Genomic DNA, 23,872 nt, shown 5'->3' on the forward strand with positions numbered 1-23,872 from the left:
GCTCAGTAGCCAATTGTGTCGAAACTCCGTGCCGCAGGCCGGATCACCGTCGAGGTGCCGCCGCGCACCTCATAGATCGCGAGATTGCGCTGGTTGGTGCCGTTGGGCAGCAGCCGGAACGGGCCGGTCGCGCCGAGGAAGCCCGAGCTCTTGGTCAGCCGGGCGGCGGAGAAGGGGCTGCCGCCATCGACGCGGGCTTCCGCGATCAGCGCGCCGATCGCCGCCACGCCGTCGAAGGCGAGCCCGGCAAGCGCCGCCGGCTGCTCGCCATAGGCGTTGTGATAGCGGCCGTTGAAGGCGCCGGCATAGCTCGGATCGGGCGCGACGAAGACACCGCCCTGCAGGCTGTCGAGCGCGAGGATCTCGGCCGAATCCGCCCAGCGCTGCATGCCGAGGAAGGCGACCTGGCCCGAGGCGAGCCCGTCGCGGCGCAGGGCCTCGGCGATATAGCCGAGCCCGCCGGTCGGGCCGTCGGTGAGGATGACGGCGTTGGCGCCACGGGCGTTGAGCGCCGCCGCCGCCGGTCCGGCCGCCGATTCAATCGCCTGCACCGAGAGGTTGTAGGGCTCGGAGGCGACCAGCGTCGCACCCCGGCGCTGGATCGCGCCGGCCGCGGCATCGCGCGCCGTCTCGCCCTCGAGGCCCGAGGGATAGACGATGCCGTAGTTCCGCAGCCCCTGCGACAGGCCGTAGGCGACGAGACTGTCGGCGGTATTGGCGAAGGTCGCGCCGAGCACATAGACCGTGTCGCTCGCCACCTCGGGGTTGTTGCTCATCGAGAGCATCTTGATGCCGGCGGCGCGCGCCACCGGTTCGGCCCCCGCGGTCGCGGTCGAGAACAGCGGCCCGACGATGATCTTCGCGCCTTCCGCCACGGCCTGATTCGCCGCCGCCGCGCCACCGTCGGTGGTGCCGGAGGTCGGGTAGACCTTGAGATCGATCGTGGCGTTCTGGAGCCCGGTCTGGGCGAGCTGGGCGGCGTTGATGAGGCTCCGGCCGATCATCTCCTTGCCCGGATCGCCCGATCCGGTCGGCACCAGCAGCGCGACCGTCACCGGCTTGTTCGGATCGACCGCAATGCCGTCATCGGAAACGCGGGTCGGGGCGGAGTAGCTGCAGGCCGCGAGGGCGGCTGCGCTCGCGAGAACGGCAAGCCCGCGGAGGGCCTTACGGATGGGTTTGCGTACTGGCAGCATCGTGATGGCACCCCGAGGACAAATGTCTGTTGTGTTTGGCAGCCGGCGGGCGGCAAGGTATGGGCTAGCCTGTCAAAAGTAAACGAAGAATGGACGACGACAAGAAACCCGGCCACGAAGACCCCGCCGCCCTCGAGGTGCCGCACGAACCCGCCGGATCGCTCGCGCCGGGGCTCTACCTCGTCGCGACCCCGATCGGCAATGCCCGCGACATCACGCTCCGCGCGCTCGATGTGCTGGCCTCGGCCGACATCCTCGCCGCGGAGGACACGCGCAACACCCGCAAGCTTCTGGAAATCCACGGCATCCGCCGCGATGGCCGCAGCCTCTGGCCCTATCACGATCACAACGGCCCGCAGCAGCGCCCGCGGCTTCTCGCCGCCCTCGCCGAGGGCCGCTCCGTCGCGCTCGTCTCCGATGCCGGCACCCCGATGGTCGCCGATCCCGGCTTTCCGCTCGCCCGCGAGGCGATCGAGGCGGGCCATGAGGTGACGGCCCTTCCCGGCGCCTCGGCGCTGCTCGCGGCCCTCGCGATCTCGGGGCAGCCGACCGACCGCTTCCTCTTCGCGGGCTTCCTGCCGCCCAAGGCCGCCGCCCGCCGCCGCGCGCTCGAGGATCTGGCGCAGGTCCCCGCGACGCTGGTCTTCTACGAGGCGCCGCGCCGCGTGGCCGAGAGCCTCGCCGCCATGGCCGAGACGCTCGGCCCCGACCGGCCCGCAGCACTCTGCCGCGAGCTCACCAAGCGCTTCGAGGAGGCCCGGCGCGGCACGCTCGGCAGCCTCGCCGCCGATCTTGCCGAAGGCCCCGACCCGCGCGGCGAGATCGTCGTGGTGATCGGCCCGCCGCTCGCCCGCGAGATCGGTGACGACGAGCTCGACACCCGCCTGCGCGTCGCGCTGGCCGAAGGCACCGTGAAGGACGCCGCCACGGCCGTCGCCGCCGCGCTCGGCCTGCCGCGCCGCCGGGTCTATGCCCGCGCGCTCGCGCTCGAGGCGGGGGCGTGAGCCGGGGAAGCCGCGCCTTCCACGCGGGCCTCGCCGCCGAGGAGATCGCCGCAAGGCTCTATGCCGCCGAGGGGGCGACCCTCGCCGCTGCCCGCTGGCGCTGCCCCGAGGGCGAGATCGATCTCGTGCTGCGCGCGCCCGGCCTCGTCGTCTTCGCCGAGGTGAAGGCCCGCCGCAGCCACGAGGCCGCCGCCGAGGCCGTTCCCCCGCGCCAGTGGGCCCGGATCGGCGCCGCCGCCACCCGCTGGCTGGCCGAGGAAACCGACGGCACGCTCCCCTGCCGCTTCGATCTCGTCCTCGTCGACCGCGCCGGCCGCTGCGCGCGCATCGAGAACGCCGCGAGCTTCGAGGGCTGGTAGGCGCGCCCGCCCAAAGCTACGCCCGCCCGAAGCCACGCCCGCCCGGCCACGGAATTGACATCGCCCGAGGGAGTGCGGGATACCTGCAGGAGGCATCCGGGCGGAGGGGACAGCAATGCAGACGGGTAAGGCGGGCTTGCCGCTGCGCACCATCACCACGGTGATGATGGCGCTGACCGGGGCGAGCCTCTTCATCGCCTTCATGCTCGAGGATCTCTCCGGCCTCGCCCCCGATCAGTCCGCGGCGCTGTCGCGGATGCTGGTCCTGCGCTACATCCTCGCCATGGCGATCGGCGGCGCGCTTGCGGGCTGGCTGCTGGCCGGGCTCTTCGGGCGGCGCGGGCTTCGCGGCTGGTTCCTCGCGCTGCTCGGCGGCATCGTCACCGCCCTCATCGCGGGCCTTCTCGGCAGCGCCGTGGGGCTCCTGCCGGATCTCCTCGCCGACGGCTTCTCCATGGGCGATCTCATCGCCGTCGCCTTCGGCCTGCTCGTGTTCCCGCTCGCCCTCGCCGGACAGCCGCTCCTCCTCGCCCTCTGGCTCATCCTCATCGGGCTCACCCACCTCTGGGCGCGGCGCGCGCGGGACCTGCGGCGCCTGTCCTGAGGCCCCGGTCGCCCGCGTCCCGCCACCCCGCGGCCTTTCCGCAGCGGCATCGGCGCCCGGCGCCCGACCACAGCCCCGTGAGTTCCACGAAGGCCGTCCCGGGCGGCATTCATGATATGTTAACTACGAAAATCCAATGATTTCAGTGGCATTTTTTGATTTTCACGGTGAAACGCCCCGTTTTCACGGCCGGGATACCCCTCATTCCGGCCCGCCGCGGCTGCCGGCCTCTCTTGCCAAGGCTGCCCGGCCCCGCCATGACTGACCCGGCAGAAGACACGAGCCGAGGACGCCCATGGGCCTTAAAGTCGCTGTCCAGATGGACCCGATCCAGAATATCGACATCAATGCGGACTCGAGCTTCCGCATCATGGAGGAGGCCCAGGCCCGCGGCCACGAGCTCTTCTACTATACCCCCGACAAGCTCGCCCTCGAGGAAGGCCGCGTCACCGCCCGCGGCTGGCCGGTGACGGTGCGGCGCGAGAAGGGCAATCACGCGACCCTCGGGGAAGAAACCGTGATCGACCTCTCCGACTGGGATGTGGTCTGGCTCCGCCAGGACCCGCCCTTCGACATGAGCTACATCACCACCACCCATATCCTCGAGCGCATCCACCCCGCGACCCTTGTGGTGAACGATCCGTTCTGGGTGCGGAATTTCCCCGAGAAGCTCCTCGTGCTCGGCTTCCCCGATCTCACGCCCCCCACCACGGTCGCCCGCGATCTCGCCACGCTCCGCGCCTTCAAGGACCGCCACGGCGACATCATCCTCAAGCCGCTCTACGGCAACGGCGGGGCAGGGGTGTTCCGTCTCGATGCCAACGATCGCAACTTCAGCGCGCTCTACGAGCTGTTCACCGGCCTCAACCGCGAGCCCCTGATCGCCCAGAAGTTCCTCCCCGACGTCTCCGCCGGCGACAAGCGGGTGATCCTCGTCGATGGCGAGCCGGTGGGCGGCATCAACCGCGTGCCCCAGAAGGGCGAGACGCGCTCGAACATGCATGTGGGCGGCCGGCCCGAAAAGATCGACCTCACCGAGCGCGACCGCGAGATCTGCGCCCGCATCGGCCCGCTCCTGCGCGAGAAGGGCCAGCTCTTCGTCGGCATCGACGTGATCGGCGGCTGGCTCACCGAGATCAACGTGACCTCTCCGACCGGCATCCAGGAGCTCGAACGCTTCGACGGGATCAACGTGGCCGCGAAGATCTGGGAGGCAATCGAGGCAAGGCGGGCCTGATGTCCTGGCAGCTCTCCACCCTCAACCTCTATCTCCGCACGGCCGAAAAGGCCCTGCTCGCCCGCATGCCCAACCCGGTCAGCGCCCGCGAGCGGCTCGAGAACCAGGCCACGCTCTTTCCGATGCCCGCGGGGGCGAAGTTCGGCAAGTTCGGCGCGGGCGGTCTCCGGCTCGAGGCCGATGCGCGGGGCGGGCTGCTGCTCTGGATCCATGGCGGGGCCTACATCATGGGCTCGCCCAGGACGCACAGCGCGATGGTCGCGGCCCTTGCCCGGCGGGCGGGGCTCGGGGCCGTGCTCCCCGCCTACCGGCTCGCCCCCGAGCATCCCTTTCCGGCCGCGTTCGAGGATTGCCGCGCGGCCTGGGACGCGCTCATCGCCGAAGGCGTGGCGCCCTCCCGGATCGTGCTCGGCGGCGACAGCGCGGGCGGCGGGCTTGTCTTCGCCCTCCTGCACGAGCTTCTGGCCGAGGGCCGCCCGCTTCCGGCCTGCGTCGTGTCCTTCAGCCCCTGGGCCGATCTCACGCTCTCGGGCGACACGCTCTTCAGCCTCTCCTCCCGCGATGTCCTGCTGCCGATCGAACGCCTGCCCGAGATCCGCACCATGTATCTCCAGGGCGCCGAGCCCCGCGATCCGCGCGCCTCGCCCCTCTTCGGCGATTTCGAGGGCGCGCCGCCGGTCTTCATCCAGGCCAGCCGCACCGAGATCCTGCTCGACGACGCCCGCCGTCTGGCCCGGCGGATGACCGACCAGGATGTCGACGCGACCCTCGATCTCGCCGATGGCCTGCCCCATGTCTGGCAGATCTACCAGGGCTGGCTCCCCGAAGCCGACGAGGCGCTCGATCACGCCGCGACCTGGATCCGCTCCCGGCTCGCCGCCGGAAAGGCCTGAGACCCGTCCCGGCTCAGAGCGCGAGCCGGTAGCCGGCCGCCTCGGCGATATGGGGCCGGTCGATGATCTCGGCGCCCTCGAGATCGGCGATGGTGCGGGCCACCCGCAGGATCCGGTGATAGGCCCGCGCGCTGAGCCGGAAGCGGGTTGCGACACTTCCGAGCAGCTCTTCGGCGCCGTCGCTGCGCGTGGTGATCGCCTCCAGAAGCTCGCCTTCCGCATCGGCATTGACGCTCACCCCCTCAAGCCCGGCAAAGCGCTCCGATTGCCGCGCGCGGGCCGCCGCAACGCGGGCCGCCACCGCCGCACTCGGCTCGCCCCGGCCGGTGGTGGCGAGATCCTCCACGCGGACCTGCGGCACCTCGACGCGGAGATCGAACCGGTCCATCAGCGGCCCGGAGATCCGCCCGAGATACTCCGTGCCACACTCGGGCACGCGGGCGCAGGCGCGGTCGGGATCGGTGAGATGGCCGCAGCGGCAGGGATTGGCCGCCGCCACCAGCATGAACCGGCAGGGATAGCGGGCATGGGCATTGGCGCGGGCGACCACCACATCGCCGGTCTCGATCGGCTGACGCAGGGTCTCGAGCACGGCGCGGGAAAACTCGGGCAGTTCGTCGAGAAAGAGCACGCCATGATGGGCGAGGCTGATCTCGCCGGGCTTCGCACCCCGTCCACCGCCGACGATCGCCGCCATCGAGGCGGTGTGATGCGGCGTGCGGAACGGCCGGGTGCGGCTGATGCCGCCCTCGTCGAGCAGCCCCGCAAGCGAATGGATCATCGAGGTTTCGAGCGCCTCGGCCGGATCGAGCGGCGGCAGAAGCCCGGGCAGCCGCGCCGCGAGCATCGACTTGCCGCTGCCGGGCGGCCCGACCATCAGCAGGTGGTGCCGCCCGGCCGCCGCGATCTCGAGCGCCCGCTTGGCCTTCTCCTGCCCCTTCACCTCCGCGAGATCCTTCGGGGAGGCAGGCTCGATCACGGTGCCCGGGCTGGCCGGCGCGAGGGCCGCGCGGCCGTTGAGATGGTTGACGAGCTCCAGCAGCGTTTTCGGCGCGAGCACCTGCACGGCGCCGACCCAGGCCGCCTCCGCGCCGCAGCCGGCCGGACAGATCAGCCCGCAATCGGCCTCCGCCGCCGCCAGGGCGGCCGGAAGGGCGCCGATCACCGGCACGAGCGAGCCATCGAGCGAGAGCTCCCCCAGCGCGACCTGCGAGGCGACGGCATCGGCGGGCAGCGCCTCCATCGCGGCGAGCACGGCAAGCGCGATCGGCAGATCGAAATGCGAGCCCTCCTTCGGCATGTCGGCGGGCGAGAGGTTCACCGTGATCCGGCGCGCGGGCAGCGCGAGCCCCATCGCGGTCAGTGCGGCCCGGACCCGCTCGCGCGCCTCCGAGACGGCCTTGTCCGGCATGCCGACGAGATTGAACGCCGGAAGCCCCGCAACGATCGCACACTGGACCTCGACAATCCGGGCCTCGATCCCCTGAAACGCAACGGTGTAGGCACGCGCAACCATGTCCGCTCCCGACGACTTCCTCCGAGCTTTGCCGCTGGCCGCCTTGCGTTTTGGTTAAGAAATGGGCGGTTACGTAAACCGTTCGTTATCTATGCGCAAAAAAAACCTGAAAAAGTGAACCGCTCGCCCCGCGCGTGCGTTCTCTCTCCGGAACGTGCTGACCGATGCGCAGCTAAAGGGGATAGTTTCATGGCGCTCGACGACAACGGCATCCGGAGAGTCACACGACAGGCAATGCGGGCCGAGATGCTCGACGCCGAGACCGAGCTCGCGCTGGCGCGGGCCTGGCGCGAGGAGGGCGACGAACGCGCGTTGCACCGGCTCGTGAACGCCTACTTCCGCCTCGCGGTGTCGATGGCGGGCAAGTATCATCGCTACGGTGCCTCGATGCCGGATCTCGTGCAGGAGGCGGGCGTCGGGTTGCTCAAGGCGGCGGAAAAGTTCGACCCCGACCGCGGTGTCCGCTTCTCGACATATGCGGTCTGGTGGATAAAGGCCTCGATCCAGGATTACGTGATGCGCAACTGGTCCCTCGTGCGCACCGGATCGACCTCCTCGCAGAAATCGCTCTTCTTCAACCTGCGCCGGGTTCGCGCGCGCCTCGAACGCGACGGTGCGGCCGATGGCGCGGTGCTCGACGGCCAGCGGCTGCGCGAAATGGTCGCCTCGGAGCTCGGCGTGTCGCTCCGGGATGTCGAGATGATGGAGGCGCGCCTTTCGGGCGCCGATTTCTCGCTCAATGCGCAGCAGTCCGACGATTCCGGCGCGCGCGAATGGCTCGAGACCCTCGAGGACGAGGGGCCCGCCGCCGCCGAAACCGTCGAGCGCGACTCCGATCTCGCCACCGCGCGTGGCTGGATCGCGGGGGCACTGGATTCGTTGAGTTCCCGCGAGCGCAAGATCATCATCGAACGCAAGCTCAGCGACGAGCCGCGGACGCTCGAATGCATCGGTCAGGATCTGGGCGTGAGCAAGGAGCGTGTGCGGCAGCTCGAGGTGCAGGCGCTCGGCAAGATGCGCTCGCATATTCAGTCGGTTGCGGGCGGAGCGGCGGAACTCGTCGCAGCGGGCTGAAACAGGCGTGACCTTGCCCTCCGGGCCATGCGATACTCCCTCCATCGCTGTCGTCCGGAGGCCGTCTTGTTCCGATCCCCAATTGCTGCGCTGGCCGTTTGCGGGCTGGTCTTTCCGTCTGCTGCTTCCGATGCGGCACTCGCATCGTTCATCGACAGCGCACGTGGGGCAGATATCGTCGTCCTCGGCGAGATCCACGACAATCCGCGCCACCACGAGATCCAGGCCGAGATCGTGGAGGCGCTCCAACCCGCGGCCATCGTCTTCGAGATGATCCCGCAGGCGATGGAGGACGAGGTGAACGCGCTGCGGGCCGAAGGCGCGGATCGTGCGCAGATCGCCGCGGCGCTCGACTGGTCGGAGAGCGGCTGGCCGTCCTTCGATTTCTATGCCCCGATCCTCGAGGCGGCCCCCGGCGCGCGCATCTTCGGTGCGGGGCAGGCGCCCGAGGAAATCCGGATCGCTGCGGAGGATGGCGCGGCCAGCGCGTTCGGGGCCGATGCCGCGACCTATGGTCTCGACAAGCCGCTGGCGCCGGGCGAGCTCACCGAGCGCGAGGAGCTCATGGCCATCTCCCACTGCAATGCGCTTCCGCCCGCCGCCCTGCCCGGCATGGTCGAGGTGCAGCGTTTCCGGGATGCGGGGCTCGCCGATGCCGCCCTCTGGGCGCGGACGCTGACCGGCGGCGATGGCCAGGTGGTCGTCATCACCGGCAGCGGCCACGCCGACCGGCGCTGGGCGGTGCCGCATCTCATCTCTCTCGCAACGAAGGAGGTGACGGTGCGGACGCTCGGCCTGCTCGAGGCGCCGGAACCGGAGCCGGGCATGTTCGATGCGGTCATCACCGCCGATCCTGCCGAGCGCGACGATCCCTGCGCGGGATTTGCGGCGAAATAGTCACGGATGCGGCGTTGTGACTGGCGCAAGTGTTGCGCAATTTGTCACGCGATATTACAAACTGGCTCGTCGCTGGTCGGATCCCCCCTCTAAATCGGACGTAAAATGCTTGCCGGTCGCAAGATCCTCCTCATCATTGGCGGCGGTATTGCCGCCTACAAGAGCATCGAGCTCATGCGTCTGCTCCGCAAGGCCGGGGCCGGGGTCGTGCCGGTCCTGACGCGGGCCGGGAGCGAGTTCGTGACCCCGCTGACGGTCTCGGCCATCGCCGGGACCCGCGTGCAGGGCGAGCTCTTCGACCTCACCGCCGAGGCGGAAATGGGGCATATCGAGCTCTCCCGCAGCGCCGATCTCGTCGTCGTGGCCCCTGCGACCGCCGATCTGATGGCCAAGCTCGCAAGCGGGCTTGCGAACGATCTGGCGAGCACGCTTCTCCTCGCGACCGACAAGCGCGTTCTGCTCGCGCCCGCGATGAACGTGCGCATGTGGGAGCATCCGGCGACGCAGCGCAATCTCGAAACGCTGCGCGGGTTCGGCACGCTGGTCGTGGGCCCGGATGCGGGCGAGATGGCCTGCGGCGAGTTCGGGCCGGGCCGGATGGCCGAGCCTCCGGCGATTCTCGCCGCGATCGATGCCGCGCTCACCACCGATACCGCCCTCGCAGGCCGTCACGTCATCGTGACCTCCGGCCCGACGCACGAGCCGATCGATCCGGTGCGCTACATCGCCAACCGCTCCTCGGGGCGGCAGGGCACGGCGATTGCCGAGGCGTTGGTCCGGCGCGGCGCGCGGGTGACCTTCGTCACGGGGCCCGCGACGGCGCCGCGGCCACTCGGCTGCGAGATCCGCGAGGTCGAGACCGCGCGCGAGATGCTTGCGGCGGTCGAGGCGGCGTTGCCCGCCGATGCGGCGATCTTCGCCGCCGCGGTGGCCGACTGGCGCGTGGCGGCGGAGACCCGTTCCAAGATCAAGAAACAACCCGGTGCCGAACCGGCACCGCTCACGCTTACGGAGAACCCCGACATTCTGAAGACGATTTCCCGGAGGGAGATGTCGCGGCCAGGGCTCGTGGTCGGCTTCGCTGCCGAAACCGACGATGTGCTCGCCAATGCGACGGCAAAGCGCCTGCGCAAGGGCTGCGACTGGCTGGTGGCAAACGATGTGCGCCCCGAAACCGGCATCATGGGCGGAAGCCATACCGCGGTGACGCTCATCACCGATGCAGGCGCCGAGGACTGGCCGGCGATGAGCAAGGACGAGACGGCGGACCGGCTTGCCGCGCGCGTCGCGGAGGCCCTGGCATGAGCGGCGTGACGATCGCGCTGCGGCCCCTCGAAGGCCGCGACCCGGCGCTGCCGCTGCCGGCCTATGCGAGTGCGGGGGCCGCGGGGCTCGACATCTGTGCAAATCTCTGCCCGGACGACCGGGCGGCGGGCCTGCTGCTGGCCCCGGGCGGGCGCGCGCTCGTTCCGACCGGGCTCGCCCTGGCGATCCCGCCCGGCTTCGAGATCCAGATGCGGCCGCGCTCGGGCCTCGCGCTCCGTCACGGCATCACGCTGCTCAACAGCCCCGGCACCATCGACAGCGACTATCGCGGCGAGGTCGGGGTGATCCTCATCAATCACGGCAGCGCGCCCTTCGTGATCGAACACGGCATGCGCATCGCCCAGATGGTCGTCGCGCCGGTCATCCACGCCAGCCTCGAGCTCCTGGACGAGCTGGGCGAGACGGCGCGCGGTGCCGGCGGCTTCGGCTCGACCGGCACCGGCGCACGCCGGGAGGCCGCATCATGATCCGGCTCATGCGCAAATCCGTGCTCGCGCTCGAGGCGGTGCTCGACATCGCCTACAACGCGCGCCCGAACCCGGTGCAGTCGCGCGAGATCACCGAGCGCCAGGGCATTCCCAGCCGCTATCTCGAGCAGGTGCTGCAGCAGCTCGTTCGTGCCGGCATCCTTCGCGGCGTGCGCGGCCCGCGCGGCGGCTACACGCTCGCGAGCGAGCGGCGGCGCATCACCGTCGGCGACGTGCTGCGGGTAGTGAACGCGCTTGATGCCGAGGAGGACGTCACCACCTCGTCGGCCGATCTCGGCACGCAGGTGGTCGGCCCGCTCTGCGACCGGATCAACGAGGAAATTCTCGCCCGGTTCGACCAGATCACGATGGAAGAGCTTTGTCAGCAGGCCAGCAAAAAGGGCATAAGGCGGGCGGACGGCACCGTGCCGGACTATTCGATCTGAGACGAGCTTCGGGAGGCGACATGCCGACACCACCGCGCGGCCGCATTTACGGCGACATCACCGAGACGATCGGCGGCACGCCCCTGGTGCGTCTTGCCCGGATCGCGGCTGCGGCGGGTGTCGAGGCGGAGATCCTCGGCAAGCTCGAGTTCTTCAACCCGACCCATTCCGTGAAGGACCGGATCGGGGTGGCGATGATCGATGCCCTCGCGGCCTCCGGCCGCCTTCGGCCCGGCGGCACCGTGATCGAGCCGACCTCTGGCAATACCGGCATCGGCCTTGCCTTCGTCTGCGCGGCGCGCGGCTACCGGCTCATACTCACCATGCCCGAGAGCATGTCGTCCGAGCGGCGCAAGATGCTCGCGCTTCTCGGCGTGCGGCTCGAGCTGACCGATGCCGCGCTCGGCATGCAGGGAGCGATCGCGCGCGCCGAGGAACTGCTGGCGGACACGCCCGGTGCGGTCATGCCGCAGCAGTTCGAGAATCCGGCCAATCCGCAGATCCACGAGGAGACCACCGCGCGCGAGATCCTCGAGGACACCGGCGGGGCGCTCGATGTGTTTCTCTGCGGCGTCGGCACCGGTGGCACGCTCACGGGTGTGGGCCGCGTGCTGAAGGCGGCCTTGCCGCAGGTCGAGGTCATCGCCGTCGAGCCCGAGGACAGCGCCGTGCTCTCGGGCGGCGAGCCCGGGGCGCATGCCATCCAGGGGATCGGCGCGGGCTTCGTGCCCTCCGTGCTCGCCACCGGGCTCATCGACCGGGTCATCACCATCGGCAACGAGACCGCCTACGAGACCGCCCGCCGCCTCGCCGCGCTCGAGGGCATCCCGGGCGGAATTTCCTCGGGTGCCGCGGTGGCGGCCGCGCTCGAGATCGGCGGCGAGCCCGGCATGGCGGGCAAGCGGATCGTCACGATCCTGCCAAGCTTTGCCGAACGCTATCTTTCCACGCCGCTCTTCGATCTCGAGTAGGGCCTTGGCCAGCATCATCTTTCTGGCGCTCGCGGCCATGGTTTTCGCGCGCATCCTTCGCCTGCCGCGCGGCACCTGGCGCTATGTCCTCGCAGGCGCGGCGGCCGTGGCGCTCGCAACCCAGCTTCTGCCCCCGGGCCACCCGCTGCGCACGGATGTCGCGGAATCGGCCCGCAATCTCGGCTGGGTCGGGCTCGGCCTCGTTCCCGTGGCGATCTATGCCGTCTTTCTGGCCCGTCTCCGGCGGCGGACGGGCGTCGCGGCACGACAGGCGGGCGGCACGGCGGATCAGCCGCGGCACCCCGTCGGCCTCGTCCAGATCGCCGGGGACGCGCAGCTCGCCGCCGAGACGGAGACCCGGCTGGCGGCGGAGACCGCCGCGGCGCTGGGCACCGCACCCCGTCTCCGCTCGCTGGCCTGGCGGGCGGAGGACGGCAGCCTTGCGGGCCATCTGCGGCTTGCGGTGCTGCGGGAGGTCTGCGAAATTCACGCGCTCCGGGTCGATCCGGCGCATCGCGGTGCGGGCATCGGCACCCGGCTGCTCGCGGCCGCGGAGGAGATCGCGCGGGAGGAGGGCGCCAGGGTGATGATCGCGCGCGCCGGAAGCTGGCAGGCGCCGGGCCTTTTCGCCCGCGCCGGATACACGACCGCCCGGGAGCGCGCCATCGGCGGCGGGGCCGCCTGGTTTCAGATGGAGAAGAACCTGCCGTGAGCCTGACACCCGAGGAACTCGAGCGCTATGCGCGCCACATCGTCCTGCGCGAGATCGGCGGCCCCGGCCAGCAGCGCCTCGGCCGGGCGCGCGTGCTTGTGATCGGCGCGGGGGGGCTCGGCAGCCCGGTGCTGCTCTATCTTGCCGCGGCGGGCATCGGCACGCTCGGCATCGTCGATGATGATGTCGTGAGCCTCTCGAACCTCCAGCGTCAGGTGATCCACGGCACCGACGAGGTCGGCGCGCCGAAGATCGAAAGTGCCGCGCGCGCCATTGCGCGGGTGAACCCGCATGTCTGCGTCGAGGGCCACAACCTCCGCCTCGATGCGGAGAACGCGCGCAGCATCGTCGCGGGCCACGATCTCGTCATCGACGGCTGCGACAACTTCGCCACCCGCCGCATCGTCAACGCCGCCTGCGTGGCGGAAGGCATCCCGCTGCTCTCCGGCGCCATCGGCCGCTGGGAGGGGCAGATCAGCCTTTTCGATCCGGCCCGCGGCGGCCCGTGCTATGCCTGCATCTTCCCCGAATCCCCCGAGCCCGGCCTCGTGCCGCCCTGCGCCGAGGCCGGCGTGATCGGGGCGTTGCCGGGGCTCATCGGCACGACCATGGCGCTCGAAGCGATCAAGCACATCGCGCGCGCAGGCACCGGGCTCCATGGCGTGATGCTGATCCACGACACGCTCAACGCCGAAATGCGGCGGATCCGGCTCCGGCCGAGCCCCGGCTGCCCGGTCTGCGGCGGTGGCGCGTCCGTCTGACGCCACGTCCCGCGGCAATATGGGTCTGCCGGTCTAGCGCGGCAGGCGCAGCTCGGCCCGAAGCCCGTGGAGATCGGGGCTCTCGGAAAGGGCGAGCGCGCCGCCGTGGCTGCGCGCGACATCCATCGCGATGGAAAGGCCGAGGCCGACATTGCCGCCGGCATTCTGGTTGCGTGCCTGATCGAGCCGGGCAAAGGGCTGCACCGCCTCGCTGCGCATCTCCGCCGGAATGCCGGGTCCGTCATCCTCGACCGCGAAGATGAGCGCGCGCGGCGTGAGCCGTACCGTCAGGCGCGCGCGACTGCCGTAGCGGGCCGCATTCGAGGTGAGGTTCAGCACCGCGCGCGAGACCGCGACGGGGCGGAGATCCACGAGATGATGGCCGGGGGATTCGTCCTGCTCGACGAGTTCGAGCGCATGGCCCGTGCGCTCCGCCTGTTCGGCAATGCCGCGCCCGAGCGCAAAGGCATCGACGCTTTCGGAAACCTCGGTCGTGTCGCCGCGGGCAAAGTCGAGAAATTCGGAGAGCATCCGCTCCATCTGGTCGACGTCCTCCCGCAGATCCGCCGTTTCCTCGTCTTCCTCCATCAGGGCGAGCGTGAGCTTCATGCGGGTGAGCGGCGTGCGCAGATCGTGCGAGACGCCCGAGAGCATCTGGGTGCGCTGTTCGATCTGGCGTTCGATCCGGGCACGCATCGAGAGGAAGGCCGTGCCGGCCCGCCGCACCTCCTCGGCGCCGCCGGGCCGGTAGGCGAGCGAGCGCCCCTTGCCGAAGGCTTCCGCGGCCTCCGCGAGCCGCCGGATCGGCTTTACCTGATTGCGCAGGAAGAGCACGGCGATGGTCGCGAGCAGGATCGCGGCGAGGATCATCAGCACGAGGAGCTGGTGCGGGTTGGAGACCGAGAGCCGCGAGCGCGGCACATCGGTGGCCAGCACGCCGTGGCTGGTGGCGATGCGGATCTGCGCCGAGCGGCTGTCGCTCGCGAGGTCGATCGAGAAGGGCGCCGACAGCGTCGAGCGCAGGGTGTCGGCGATGGTCTGGCCGGTCAGGTCGAAGAGGCCCCGCCGGACCTCCGGCTTCACGGTGGCGCCGGGAACGAGGGTTACCGTGGCGTCGAGCACCGGGGCGATGCTCGCGAGCCAGCCATGGACGGAGGCTGAATCGTCTGTTCCTTCCACGTGCCGGGTCACATATTGAAGGCCCACGGCAAAGCTCGAGGTCATCTGCTGGGTGACGCGCTGGTAGTGCCGCTGGAAGAAGATGGTTCCGACGACGAGCTGGAGCACGACGATGGGCACGAGCAGAATGACAAGCGACCGGCCGAAGAGGCTGCGCGGCAGCAGGGATTTGAGGCGGGGCGCGGCGGCGGTCATGGTGAGGCCCAGAGTTAGGCGCGGGCGCTGGCCTGCGCAAGCGGCTTGATCCCGATGGCGGAGGATCCCTTCGAGCGCCGTCATGCCCCGCCCATCGGCGCGGTCGAGCCGCTCGCGCCGGGGCTGCGGGTCGTCACCGCCCCGAATGCCGGCCCGATGACCTTCACCGGCACGCGGAGCTACATCGTCGGCGAGGGCGAGGTGGCGGTGATCGATCCGGGGCCGGCCGATCCGCGGCATCTCGAGGCGCTGGCCGGGGCGGTCCGCGGCGAGCGCGTCGCGGCCGTGCTTGTCACCCACGCGCACCGCGATCATTCGGAGGGCGCGCGCGCCTTCGCCGAGCGGGTCGGCGCGCCGGTTCTGGCCCATGGCGATCCGACGGGCGCGCGCAGCCCGCTGATGGCGGGGCTGGCGGCGCGCGGCGGCCTCGGCGGCGGCGAGGGGATAGACGCAGGCTTCCGGCCGGACAGCCGCATCGGCGAAGGGGCGGAGATCTCCGGGCCGGGCTGGACGCTCGCCGCGATCGCGACGCCGGGCCATCTCTCGGACCACCTGTCGTTCCGCTGGGGCGAGGCGGTGTTCTCGGGCGATGTCGCCATGGGCTGGGCGACGACGCTCATCTCACCGCCCGATGGCGATCTCGCCGCCTTCCGCGCCAGCATCGGCCGCCTGCGCGCGCTCGCGCCGGCCCGTCTCTATCCCGGCCACGGCGCGCCGGTCGAGGCGCCCGAGCGGCTGCTGGCCCATCTCCTCGAGCACCGGGCCGCGCGCGAGCGCCAGATCGTCGGCGCGCTGGCCGAGGCGCCCGCGGCGATCCCGGACCTGGTGGCGAGGCTCTATGGCGACGTGGATCCGCGGCTCCATCCGGCGGCGGCCCGCAATGTGCTGGCCCATCTCATCGACCTCGCGGCGCGCGGTGAGGTGCGCACGCAGGGCGCGCTCGTGCCGGAGGCCCGCTTCGAGATCGCGCGGTAGGAGACAGGCGGCGCGGAAACCCGTTCCGCGCGAGTGGATGGGCTGGCCTTTGCCCAGGCGATGCGGCAGAACTGCCCTTCTGTTGCACCGCTTTGCAGGAGGGACGCCATGATCCGCGCCTTTGTCGGTCTGAGGATACCGGATGAGGTCACGCGCGAACTGGTCGCCTTCCAGGCAGGGCTTCCGGCCGGCCGCCCGGTGCCGCCCGAGAACCTGCACCTCACGCTCGCCTTTCTCGGCGAGCACCCGGAGCCGGTGATCGAGGATGCCCATCACGCGCTCAGCGGCATCCGCAGCGCCCGCTTCGAGGTCTCGCTCCACGGGCTCGACTTGATGGGGGGGAGCCGCGCGCAGGCGCTCGGGATTCTCGCCGAACCGAACCCGGAGCTGGCCGCGCTCAACGGCCGTGTCCGGCAGGCCGCACGGATGGCCGGGATCGAACTCGGCCGCGAGCGCTACACGCCGCATGTGACGCTCGCCCGCTTCGCCCGCATCCCGGGCGGCGATGACGGCCAGCGCCTGCGCGATTTCACCGCGCGCGGCGCAAGCCTTCGGGCCGGGCCGTTCCTGGTCGAGAGCTTCTTCCTGATCCGCTCCTGGCTCGGTCAGAGCGGCGCGATCTACGACGATCTCGCGGAATATGCCCTCGGCTGAGATCCGTCGGCTCAGGCGCGCTCGACGTATTCCATGGTCTCGGTCGAGACGATGATCGCCTCGTTCTCGCCGACGAAGGGCGGCACCATGACGCGCATGCCGTTGTCGAGGATCGCGGGCTTGAAGCTGTTGGCCGCCGTCTGGCCCTTCACCGCCGGTTCGGTCTCGGTGATGGTGCAGGTGACCTTGTCGGGCAGCTGCATCGAGAGCGCCTCGGCGTCGTAATACTCGACCTTCACGGTCATGCCGTCCTGCAGGAACGGGCGCCGCTCGCCGAGGATGTCGGCCGGGATCTCGATCTGCTCGAAGGTCTCGGCATCCATGAAGACGAGCATGCCGTCGTTCTCGTAGAGGAACTGCTGGTCCTTCTGCTCGAGCCGCACGCGCTCGACCTTGTCCGCCGAGCGGAAGCGTTCGTTGAGCTTCGAGCCGTTGCGCAGGTTCTTCATCTCGACCTGTGCGAAGGCGCCGCCCTTGCCGGGCTTGACGTGCGCGACCTTGACGGCGACCCAGAGGCCCCCGTCATGCTCGAGGATGTTCCCGGGGCGGATCTCGTTTCCGTTTATCTTGGGCATGCCAATTCCCGATCCATTCATCAGATTGAAAGCTTGCGCCGCTATAGAGAGTGGCTGCTCCCCTGGCAAGAAGCCGCGGGAGCCGGGTGCGCCGGCGGTGAGATATCCGCGGCGTCAATGGGTGGTCCGGCGCCGCGAGCGATGCGCGTGCCGACCCGTTTCCAGGGAATGAGTGATGATTGCAGGAGAAGGGCGCCTCCACGAGGCACTCTCGCGGGCGCTTGCCGACCGGGGATTCGGCGAGCTCACCGATGTTCAGGACGCGGTCTGTGCCACGGAGGCGCGAAACCGCGACCTCCTCGTGCTGGCGCGCACCGGCTCGGGCAAGACCATCGCCTTCGGCCTTGCGCTCGGAGAGATCCTGCTTGGCGGGGACGCTCCGGCCGCCGACGGTTCAGGGAAGCTCGCCGTGGTGCTCGCGCCGACCCGCGAGCTCGCCGCACAGGTGGCCGAGGAACTCGCAGGCCTCTACCGCCATACCGCGCTGCGCCTTCTGCTCTGCGCCGGGGGGCAGGACCCGGAGGCGCAGGGCCGCGCCCTGCAGGAAGGCGTCGATGTGCTCGTTGGCACCCCGGGGCGGGTCCGCGAACAGATCCGCCGCGGCACGCTGGATCCGGCGCGCTGCGCCTGCCTCGTGCTCGACGAGGCCGACGAGCTGCTCGCCGCCGAATTCGAGGCCGATATCGAGCCGCTGCTCGCCCGGAACCGTGAGGCGGCGCGCCGGATCCTGCTCTTCTCCGCCACCATCACGCCGGGCATCGAGGCGCTGGCCCGCACGGTGCTCGAGGATCCCCTCCGGATCGACCTTGCCGGCGCGGGCGAGCGGCTGTCGCAGATCGAGCTTCAGGGGATCGCCGTCGCGCCGGTCGAGCGCGACCAGACCATCGCCCGGCTCCTCCGCCTGCACCACCCGGCCAGCGCCATCGTGTTCTGCAACCGCCGGCAATGCGCCGGCCGGCTCGCGGCCAAGCTCCAGCGCCGCGGCTTTCAGGTGGTGACGCTGTCCGGCGGCTTGCGGCCGGCCGAGCGGATGGCCGGCATGGCCCGCCTCAACCAGGGGGCGGCGCGGGTCTGCGTGGCGACGGACGTCGCGGCGCGCGGGCTCGATGTGCGCCATATCGAGCTGGTGATCCATGCGGGCCTGCCCGACAACGAGCGCCTGCTGCTGCACCGCTCGGGCCGGGCGGGGCGGGGCGGCCAGTCGGGACGCGCCGTTCTCGTCGTCGCACCGGCCGAGCGCCGCCGGGCCGAGCGGTTCGCGCGCGGCCTCGGCCGAAGCGTCGACTGGCTGGTGCCGCCGGGTGTCGCCGCGATCCGCGATGCCGATCTCGAGCGCCTCGGGCATGACCCGGTGTTCTCCGGCGAGGCGGGCGACTACGACCGCAGCGTCGCCGAGGCGCTTCGCACGCGCTTCTCGGACGAGGCCATCTCGCTGGCCTGCGCCCAGCTCTGGCGCCATGTCCAGCCGCTGGCGGAGGATCTCGGCACCGGCACCGCGAGTCCGGCCCGCGCTCTGCCCCGCCATGCCTTCGCCTGGCTCTCGATCGAGACCGGCGCGCTCACCCGGGCCGACATGGGCGATGTGCTCCGCCTCATCTGCAACGCCACGGGGCTCGCGCGCGATGCGGTCGGCCGCATCCATGTCGGGCAGGGGACATCGCGCTTCGAGCTGCCGCGCACCGAGGTCGAGGGGGTGCTGGCACGCGCCGCCGACGCGCCGGGGCCGCGCATCTGGCAGGCGGGCGGCGGCTGAGGCCCCGCCCGCGCGCCGCCCTTACTTCCCGGCGCGCAGGCTCTCCGGAGCCGCGCCGGTTTCCATCCAGCTCTCGAGCGCCCCGAGCGGGTCGAGGCTCGCCTGGCTGATGCCGCCGGGCCCCGGCGCGATTCCGCAATGGTCCATGCCGGGGATCATGTAGAGCCGCACATGCTCCGCCAGCGCGTCCGCGCCCCCGGCCGCCGCCTCCGCCGCTTCGTGCCAGGCGATGGTCTTGTAGGGGGTGACGATCGCATCGGCCCAGCCGTGCCAGACGATCATCTTGCCCCCCGCGGCGCGGAAGGCGCCGAGATCCGGGTCATCCGAATTGTAGACCGCCGCCATGGTCGCGAGCCGCGGCGGATCGGTGTCGAAATCGAAATCGAGCGGCGTCCATTCCGGGCCCGGATCGGTCGGAAACGCCATGTAGCTGCCGAATCCCTTGGCAAAGAGCGGCACGAGCGCGGGCGCGCCCGCCTCGGAGCCGGTGAGCCAGGTCGGCCAGAACGGCTCGGACCCCTCCGGAATGCCGCCCGGATAGAGCGGCTCGCCCGCGCCGTTGACCGGCCCCTGCCGCCAGGCCGCCACCACGTCGAGCTCTTCCGGGGTGAGGCATTCGTTGCCGCCGCCCTCCGCGCCGCAGGCGAGCGGGGAGAGATCGACCTCGCAGGCGCGCGGATCGGCGATCAGCCCGTCTTCGGCCCCGTCCACACCATCGCATTGCGCCATCACCGCATCGCCGATCAGCCCGACCTTGCCGGGTTTCAGGATCTGCGTGCCGTCGGGCGCGGTATTGGCCTGGGTGACCCAGGACATCGCCGTCGCGACCAGCCCGGTATAGTCGAGCGCGGGGGCGCCCGAGATGATGCCCTGGAAGAGATCGGGGTATTTCAGCGCCGCCATGTTGGCCATGCGCCCGCCGGTGGAGCAGCCCTGGAAGATCGCGCCGCCCGATCCCTCGCCATAGAAGGCCGAGATCAGCGCCTGCGCCACCCGGTGCGTCTCGCCGATCGAGCGCCAGCCCCAGTCGCGCTCGGCATTCGGATTGGCATCGGCCCAGTCCGCGTCGATGACCGACAGCCCGTGATGGCCGCTGTCCGAGGTCGCGGTGGCGTATCCCTTCGCAAGCCCCGGCCCCATGGCGTTGATGAAGCCGCCGGAGGCATCGGCGCGGCCGAGAATGCCGCAGAACCCGCCGCAGCCGGTCTGGTAGTATTTTCCGTTCCAGCCCTCGAGCGGCAGCCGCACCTCGATCGAGATCGCGGGCAGGGCGGTCGCGCGCACCTCGCAATAGGCCGGAAGCCCGCCCGCCGCCGCGATCTCGCGCGCGGAGGTGACATGGGCCGCGTCGAGCACGACGCCGCCGAGCGCGGCACAGGCCTCCGGCGGGGCGGTCTCGGCAAAGGCCGCAGGCGCGGCGGCAATGGCAAGGAGGGTGAGTGTCGGCAGGCGCAGGCCCCTGAGCTCCATCGGTGTCTCCCCGGATCGGTTCATCTCCGGGAGCACGCTATGCGATTGTCAGGGCGCCGTCATCCGCCAAGCCCGGCGCCGCCGGAGCAGGCCGGCGATCCCGTTCCGCAGTATTGAGAGTCGATCTGATTTGTACGTCCGGCCCTCGCCAGCCCCTCGAAAGCATGCGGACTGATCTGGGATCGGCAACGAAAATACCCTTTCCGTCAAAAGCTTGATCTGGGAAGATACAGCCCGAAGGGCAGCAATGCCGACCTTGCTGCCGTTCGTTGCGGGCGCAACATGCCCTGAAGCTCTCTCTCACGGCAACCCATCCGTTCGGATGTGGGCCGGACCTTTGCGGTGCCACCGATGAATGGCGAGTCGATGACCAAAGCGGAATTTTGCAAGGAAGTTGCGATCGGCAACAGATCGGAATCATACTCAGGTTTAGTGCCCGGGCTCAATCGGGGGAGGCAATGAGAAATGCGGTTGAAGGCGTCCTGCATGAGTACGCAAACTGTTCTGGGTGCGCCAAACGACCCGAGAAGTGGTGGTGGGTCTTGTTTGTGTCCTTTCTTCTCTTTCTGAAACGCCTGGGCGACTATGCCGTGATCATGCCGCTGTTCAGTGCACCGAGGCTCAGCGCCGGAACAGCCAGCCGTTGAACGTGGTGGCTGCGCTCGTCGCGCTTCTGACCTCGCGTGCTGTCGGGGAGCGGCGGCTGCATGACACCGGGCGGAGTTGCTATTGGCTGCTTGCGGGGCTGTTTCCGCTAGTCGGTATATTGGTCCTGCTCTACATCTGCCTACAACCGAGAACCGAGGGTAGTCGTTGACAGGACCGCACCCTTCGCGTCGGGTCCTGGCAGGGAGTAAATCGAAACATGCGCCTCATTCAGACCGTTCTTATCTGTGGCAGCCTTGCGATAATGGCTGGCTGCACAACTGAAGAGTTCACCACTGCCTATACCAACGCGGCATTGGCGCCGTCCGGTCCGACGCCGGAGCAGCAAATGGACAGCGATATCAGGCGCGCGGGACAGGAGGCGGTCGACGGTGTGGACACATCGGACTTCGGTGCACTCGAATAGCATCGGATAATTTCCGTGAGATGCCCGTTCACTGCTCGTCGAAGACTAGGGTCCGCCTTGCTGTTCACGGCAATCATGCTGATGGATTGCGTCTGGTCCACCAAAATGACGCACGCGCAATCCACGCCAGATGAGGTTCGCGTCGGGATTTTCGTGACGTCCATCTCGGCGATAGAGCCGCGCGACGGCAGCTTCCGCATTGCCGGCTACCTTTGGTTTGTGGATCCATCTGGCACGTTCGATACGGAGAGAGATTTCGAGTTTCTCGCGCGCACTGCGACGCATGAAACCTTCGCTCGTAAGATCCTCCCTGGAGGAGAGATCTACACAGCCATTTCTTTCGATGCGGTCGTCGATCATGCCTTCAACGTGCGCAACTACCCGTTCGATGCGCAAACCCTGACCCTCCACGTCGAATCTGCGCGAAGCACTGCCACACGGATCTTTGTGCCGGATCGAGAGAGTTCACAGATAGCCCAGTTCGTCAGGGCCCCCGGTTGGCGCGTCGAGTCCTTACTCCTCGATGACAGTCTCGAGACTTATGATACGGATTTCGGATATCGGACCGAGAAACCGGTCTTCTCCCGGCTCGAAATCGGGATCGGTATCCAGAGAAATCTCTCGCCCTTCCTGCTGGAGAAGTTCACGGGATTCTTCGTGGCGTTGGCCATCACTGCGCTGGTGCTCATTGTTCCCGTGCAGGAGCTTGGCACGCGGGTCGGCATGACGACAGGCTCGGTCTTCGCTGCGGTATTCAATCGTTACAGAATGGAAGACGCGATTGGGTTCGATGCCGTATTCGGGATCGCCGATCAAATCTCCCTGCTAACCTTCAGCGCAATCCTTCAGATTCTCGTTCTCTCTCTGGTAACGCATAACCTTTGCCAGAGGCGTCGGCTCGAGGTTGCACAGCGTGTCGACCATCGGGCAGGGGCAGCGATCATCATTCTTCACATGATCCTGATCGCTATCGCCTTTGCGGCTGCAATGACCTGACGTGGTCTTTGCAGTATCCTGGGCAAGAGTGCAGAAAGAGCTCGTCACCGCCCTTCGACGCGCCAACGGTGAATAGCTGCTTCCGGGTCGGGGAAGATCCTGCACGAGCCAAGCCCCTATGCATCGTGACTGACCGCTTTGCGCAGGTCGTGCCAGTTGGCCACTCGGGGCCGAACGACCTGAAAGCCGCGCATTGCTGGCGCCCGCATGGCTCCCAGCAACGTCAAGAAGGGCTCCAGGCCGACCTTTAGGGTTTCCTGAAGCGGCGCACCCGTGTCTCGAGTGCAGACAACGTATTTTGCCTTCCTGTGGTGGGCAAACCGAGCTGGAACTCCGCCGTGGCAGGCCGGGAAAAGTCGGGATCGCCGGGGCAGGGCCGGCGATCCCTTTCCGCAGGGGACAGGTGCGGCGGCTTTCGCCACCGCGCCGCAGGTCAGTCGTTGTCCGCGCGGATATGCAGCACTTCGTTGACCGTCTTGCCCGAGGCTTCCGCCGGGGTCAGGCCGGTGTGGGCGATCAGCTGGGTGAACGCCGCTTCCGAGATCTTGCCACTCGCGAGCTTCTGGCCCAGCGTTTCCGCTCCGGCGATCGAGGCGGTACCGGCGGCGAGAACGGCGGCAAGTGCGAGGCTGCGTGCAATGGTCTTCATGAGAAGTCTCCTTCGCTTGGCCAGCCGGTGGGCCGGCCCTATATATAAACGAAACCGTTTCGTTTGATTCTTTGTAGCGCTGCGTCGCGGATCGTGCAAGACAAAACGAAACGGTTTTGTTTCTTCTTGAGCGCAAAGGAGGCGCCCGATTGTGGACAATGCCGTGGAGTGTCGGTAACTTGCTCGTGAACAATGATGTGTTTGAACCCATGAACCAGCCAGACCGAGGGCCGCGGGACCCCGTCGAGCCAGATCTCACCGCCGGAGCGACCCGCGCGGAGCGCAAGCTCTCCCAGATCCTCGACGGCGCCCGCGCCGTCTTCTGCGAACAGGGTTTCGGCGGCGCCAGCGTCGACGACATCGCCCGCCGCGCCGGCATCTCCAAGGCGACGATGTACCGCTACTTCCCGGACAAGGCGGCGATCTATGCCGAGGTGCTGCGCCGGGACTGTCAGCGCCAGGCGATGCTGATGGAGCCCTGCACCCAGCGCCTGCCGCTCGAGGAACACCTCATGGAGCACGCGCGGCGCTACCTCCACCTCATCGTCTCGCCCTTCATGCAGGACGTGTTCCGCGCCGCGGTCGCCGAGTCGGGCCGCACCCCGGAATTCGGTCGCGACTTCTACGCCTCCGGCCCCGACAAGGGCCGCATGATGGTTGCCCCGATTCTGCGCGCCGCCGCCGAGCGCGGCGAGATCGCGATCGAGGATGCCGATTTCGCCGCCAACCAGTTCTTCGCGCTCTGCGCGGCGGAGGTGTTCTACAAATCGCTCTTCGGGGTGGTGGATGCCTTCCCCGAGGAAGAGCTCGAGGAAAAGGCCCGCGTCGCCGTCACGACCTTCCTCCGCGCGCACGCGCCCGCGAAGGGCGCAGGCCCGGACACCGCCTGAG

26 protein-coding genes are annotated in these 23,872 nt (G+C 69.3%); 20 read left to right on the top strand and 6 right to left on the bottom strand.

The annotated features are described in order from the left end of the window. Window positions 1–2 precede the first annotated feature (2 nt). Window positions 3–1,196 (bottom strand): penicillin-binding protein activator, encoded by a 1,194-nt coding sequence (locus tag ACF66B_RS17600; protein ID WP_111429695.1) that lies wholly within the window; start codon window positions 1,194–1,196, stop codon window positions 3–5. 89 nt (window positions 1,197–1,285) lie between these two features. Between ACF66B_RS17600 and rsmI the strand changes: the two genes are divergently transcribed. The 5 genes from rsmI (at window position 1,286) to ACF66B_RS17625 (ending at window position 5,293) form a co-directional block, all read left to right on the top strand. Beyond that, window positions 1,286–2,200, top strand: a complete 915-nt coding sequence (gene rsmI, locus ACF66B_RS17605; protein ID WP_111429694.1) for a 16S rRNA (cytidine(1402)-2'-O)-methyltransferase — start codon at window positions 1,286–1,288, stop codon at window positions 2,198–2,200. Then, entirely contained in the window at window positions 2,197–2,559 is a 363-nt protein-coding gene (locus ACF66B_RS17610; protein ID WP_111429693.1) for a YraN family protein, read from the top strand. The genes rsmI and ACF66B_RS17610 overlap by 4 nt, the downstream gene beginning before the upstream one ends. Before the next feature lie 115 nt (window positions 2,560–2,674). Then, window positions 2,675–3,163, top strand: coding sequence for a hypothetical protein (locus tag ACF66B_RS17615; protein ID WP_111429692.1), 489 nt, complete (start codon window positions 2,675–2,677; stop codon window positions 3,161–3,163). Between the two features lie 295 nt (window positions 3,164–3,458). Then, a complete protein-coding gene (gshB, locus tag ACF66B_RS17620; RefSeq protein ID WP_111429691.1) occupies window positions 3,459–4,400 on the top strand; it encodes a glutathione synthase in 942 nt (313 codons plus the stop codon). Next, entirely contained in the window at window positions 4,400–5,293 is an 894-nt protein-coding gene (locus tag ACF66B_RS17625) for an alpha/beta hydrolase (RefSeq protein WP_111429690.1), read from the top strand. Before gshB ends, ACF66B_RS17625 begins: the two co-directional genes overlap by 1 nt. A 13-nt stretch (window positions 5,294–5,306) precedes the next feature. Here ACF66B_RS17625 and ACF66B_RS17630 read toward each other — a convergent pair whose 3' ends face one another. Continuing rightward, window positions 5,307–6,809 carry a YifB family Mg chelatase-like AAA ATPase gene (locus ACF66B_RS17630; protein ID WP_111429689.1) on the bottom strand — a complete coding sequence of 501 codons (1,503 nt, stop codon included), beginning with the start codon at window positions 6,807–6,809 and terminating at the stop codon, window positions 5,307–5,309. Between the two features lie 189 nt (window positions 6,810–6,998). Here ACF66B_RS17630 and ACF66B_RS17635 point away from each other — a divergent pair, with 189 nt between their 5' ends. The 8 genes from ACF66B_RS17635 (at window position 6,999) to ACF66B_RS17670 (ending at window position 13,463) form a co-directional block, all read left to right on the top strand. After that, on the top strand, window positions 6,999–7,883 hold the full coding sequence (locus ACF66B_RS17635) for an RNA polymerase factor sigma-32 (protein WP_111429688.1): 885 nt from the start codon (window positions 6,999–7,001) through the stop codon (window positions 7,881–7,883). A gap of 66 nt (window positions 7,884–7,949) precedes the next feature. After that, window positions 7,950–8,780 (top strand): ChaN family lipoprotein, encoded by an 831-nt coding sequence (locus ACF66B_RS17640; protein ID WP_162683248.1) that lies wholly within the window; start codon window positions 7,950–7,952, stop codon window positions 8,778–8,780. A gap of 105 nt (window positions 8,781–8,885) precedes the next feature. Next, a complete protein-coding gene (coaBC, locus tag ACF66B_RS17645; RefSeq protein WP_111429686.1) occupies window positions 8,886–10,085 on the top strand; it encodes a bifunctional phosphopantothenoylcysteine decarboxylase/phosphopantothenate--cysteine ligase CoaBC in 1,200 nt (399 codons plus the stop codon). Then, window positions 10,082–10,573 carry a dUTP diphosphatase gene (gene dut, locus ACF66B_RS17650; RefSeq protein WP_111429685.1) on the top strand — a complete coding sequence of 164 codons (492 nt, stop codon included), beginning with the start codon at window positions 10,082–10,084 and terminating at the stop codon, window positions 10,571–10,573. Before coaBC ends, dut begins: the two co-directional genes overlap by 4 nt. Further along, window positions 10,570–11,019: an Rrf2 family transcriptional regulator gene (locus tag ACF66B_RS17655; protein WP_111429684.1), complete on the top strand. Its 450-nt coding sequence runs from the start codon at window positions 10,570–10,572 to the stop codon at window positions 11,017–11,019. Before dut ends, ACF66B_RS17655 begins: the two co-directional genes overlap by 4 nt. Window positions 11,020–11,039: 20 nt before the next feature. Next, window positions 11,040–11,990 carry a cysteine synthase A gene (cysK, locus tag ACF66B_RS17660; protein ID WP_111429683.1) on the top strand — a complete coding sequence of 317 codons (951 nt, stop codon included), beginning with the start codon at window positions 11,040–11,042 and terminating at the stop codon, window positions 11,988–11,990. 4 nt (window positions 11,991–11,994) lie between these two features. Beyond that, the gene (locus ACF66B_RS17665; protein WP_392663456.1) at window positions 11,995–12,702 is read left to right on the top strand and encodes a GNAT family N-acetyltransferase; all 708 of its coding nucleotides are present in this window, start codon (window positions 11,995–11,997) and stop codon (window positions 12,700–12,702) included. Further along, window positions 12,699–13,463 carry a HesA/MoeB/ThiF family protein gene (locus ACF66B_RS17670; protein ID WP_392663459.1) on the top strand — a complete coding sequence of 255 codons (765 nt, stop codon included), beginning with the start codon at window positions 12,699–12,701 and terminating at the stop codon, window positions 13,461–13,463. The genes ACF66B_RS17665 and ACF66B_RS17670 overlap by 4 nt, the downstream gene beginning before the upstream one ends. Window positions 13,464–13,496: 33 nt before the next feature. Here ACF66B_RS17670 and ACF66B_RS17675 read toward each other — a convergent pair whose 3' ends face one another. Beyond that, window positions 13,497–14,837, bottom strand: a complete 1,341-nt coding sequence (locus ACF66B_RS17675) for an ATP-binding protein (protein WP_111429681.1) — start codon at window positions 14,835–14,837, stop codon at window positions 13,497–13,499. 54 nt (window positions 14,838–14,891) lie between these two features. Between ACF66B_RS17675 and ACF66B_RS17680 the strand changes: the two genes are divergently transcribed. Both ACF66B_RS17680 and thpR read left to right on the top strand, forming a co-directional pair. Next, on the top strand, window positions 14,892–15,812 hold the full coding sequence (locus tag ACF66B_RS17680) for an MBL fold metallo-hydrolase (protein WP_111429680.1): 921 nt from the start codon (window positions 14,892–14,894) through the stop codon (window positions 15,810–15,812). 108 nt (window positions 15,813–15,920) lie between these two features. Next, window positions 15,921–16,466, top strand: a complete 546-nt coding sequence (gene thpR / locus ACF66B_RS17685) for an RNA 2',3'-cyclic phosphodiesterase (RefSeq protein ID WP_162683247.1) — start codon at window positions 15,921–15,923, stop codon at window positions 16,464–16,466. An 11-nt stretch (window positions 16,467–16,477) separates the two neighbouring features. On the opposite strand, the gene efp is transcribed toward thpR, so the two are convergent. Continuing rightward, entirely contained in the window at window positions 16,478–17,041 is a 564-nt protein-coding gene (efp, locus tag ACF66B_RS17690; RefSeq protein WP_111429678.1) for an elongation factor P, read from the bottom strand. 175 nt (window positions 17,042–17,216) lie between these two features. On the opposite strand from efp, the gene ACF66B_RS17695 reads away from it, so the two are divergent. Continuing rightward, window positions 17,217–18,794, top strand: a complete 1,578-nt coding sequence (locus tag ACF66B_RS17695) for a DEAD/DEAH box helicase (RefSeq protein ID WP_111429677.1) — start codon at window positions 17,217–17,219, stop codon at window positions 18,792–18,794. A 21-nt stretch (window positions 18,795–18,815) separates the two neighbouring features. Here ACF66B_RS17695 and ACF66B_RS17700 read toward each other — a convergent pair whose 3' ends face one another. Beyond that, window positions 18,816–20,264, bottom strand: coding sequence for a tannase/feruloyl esterase family alpha/beta hydrolase (locus ACF66B_RS17700; protein ID WP_111429676.1), 1,449 nt, complete (start codon window positions 20,262–20,264; stop codon window positions 18,816–18,818). Between the two features lie 499 nt (window positions 20,265–20,763). Between ACF66B_RS17700 and ACF66B_RS17705 the strand changes: the two genes are divergently transcribed. Genes ACF66B_RS17705 through ACF66B_RS17715 form a run of 3 tightly spaced genes read left to right on the top strand, consistent with a single transcriptional unit; the run spans window position 20,764 to window position 22,332 of the window. Continuing rightward, window positions 20,764–21,081 carry a DUF805 domain-containing protein gene (locus ACF66B_RS17705; RefSeq protein WP_111429675.1) on the top strand — a complete coding sequence of 106 codons (318 nt, stop codon included), beginning with the start codon at window positions 20,764–20,766 and terminating at the stop codon, window positions 21,079–21,081. 48 nt (window positions 21,082–21,129) lie between these two features. Then, on the top strand, window positions 21,130–21,336 hold the full coding sequence (locus ACF66B_RS17710) for a hypothetical protein (RefSeq protein WP_111429674.1): 207 nt from the start codon (window positions 21,130–21,132) through the stop codon (window positions 21,334–21,336). Between the two features lie 57 nt (window positions 21,337–21,393). After that, the gene (locus ACF66B_RS17715) at window positions 21,394–22,332 is read left to right on the top strand and encodes a hypothetical protein (protein ID WP_111429673.1); all 939 of its coding nucleotides are present in this window, start codon (window positions 21,394–21,396) and stop codon (window positions 22,330–22,332) included. Between the two features lie 433 nt (window positions 22,333–22,765). On the opposite strand, the gene ACF66B_RS17720 is transcribed toward ACF66B_RS17715, so the two are convergent. After that, on the bottom strand, window positions 22,766–22,981 hold the full coding sequence (locus ACF66B_RS17720; protein ID WP_111429672.1) for a hypothetical protein: 216 nt from the start codon (window positions 22,979–22,981) through the stop codon (window positions 22,766–22,768). Between the two features lie 209 nt (window positions 22,982–23,190). Between ACF66B_RS17720 and ACF66B_RS17725 the strand changes: the two genes are divergently transcribed. Beyond that, a complete protein-coding gene (locus tag ACF66B_RS17725) occupies window positions 23,191–23,871 on the top strand; it encodes a TetR/AcrR family transcriptional regulator (protein WP_162683245.1) in 681 nt (226 codons plus the stop codon). Window position 23,872: the final 1 nt, after the last annotated feature.

It is taken from the genome of Amaricoccus sp. B4, from assembly GCF_043226085.1.
Taxonomy (GTDB): Bacteria; Pseudomonadota; Alphaproteobacteria; order Rhodobacterales; family Rhodobacteraceae; genus Amaricoccus.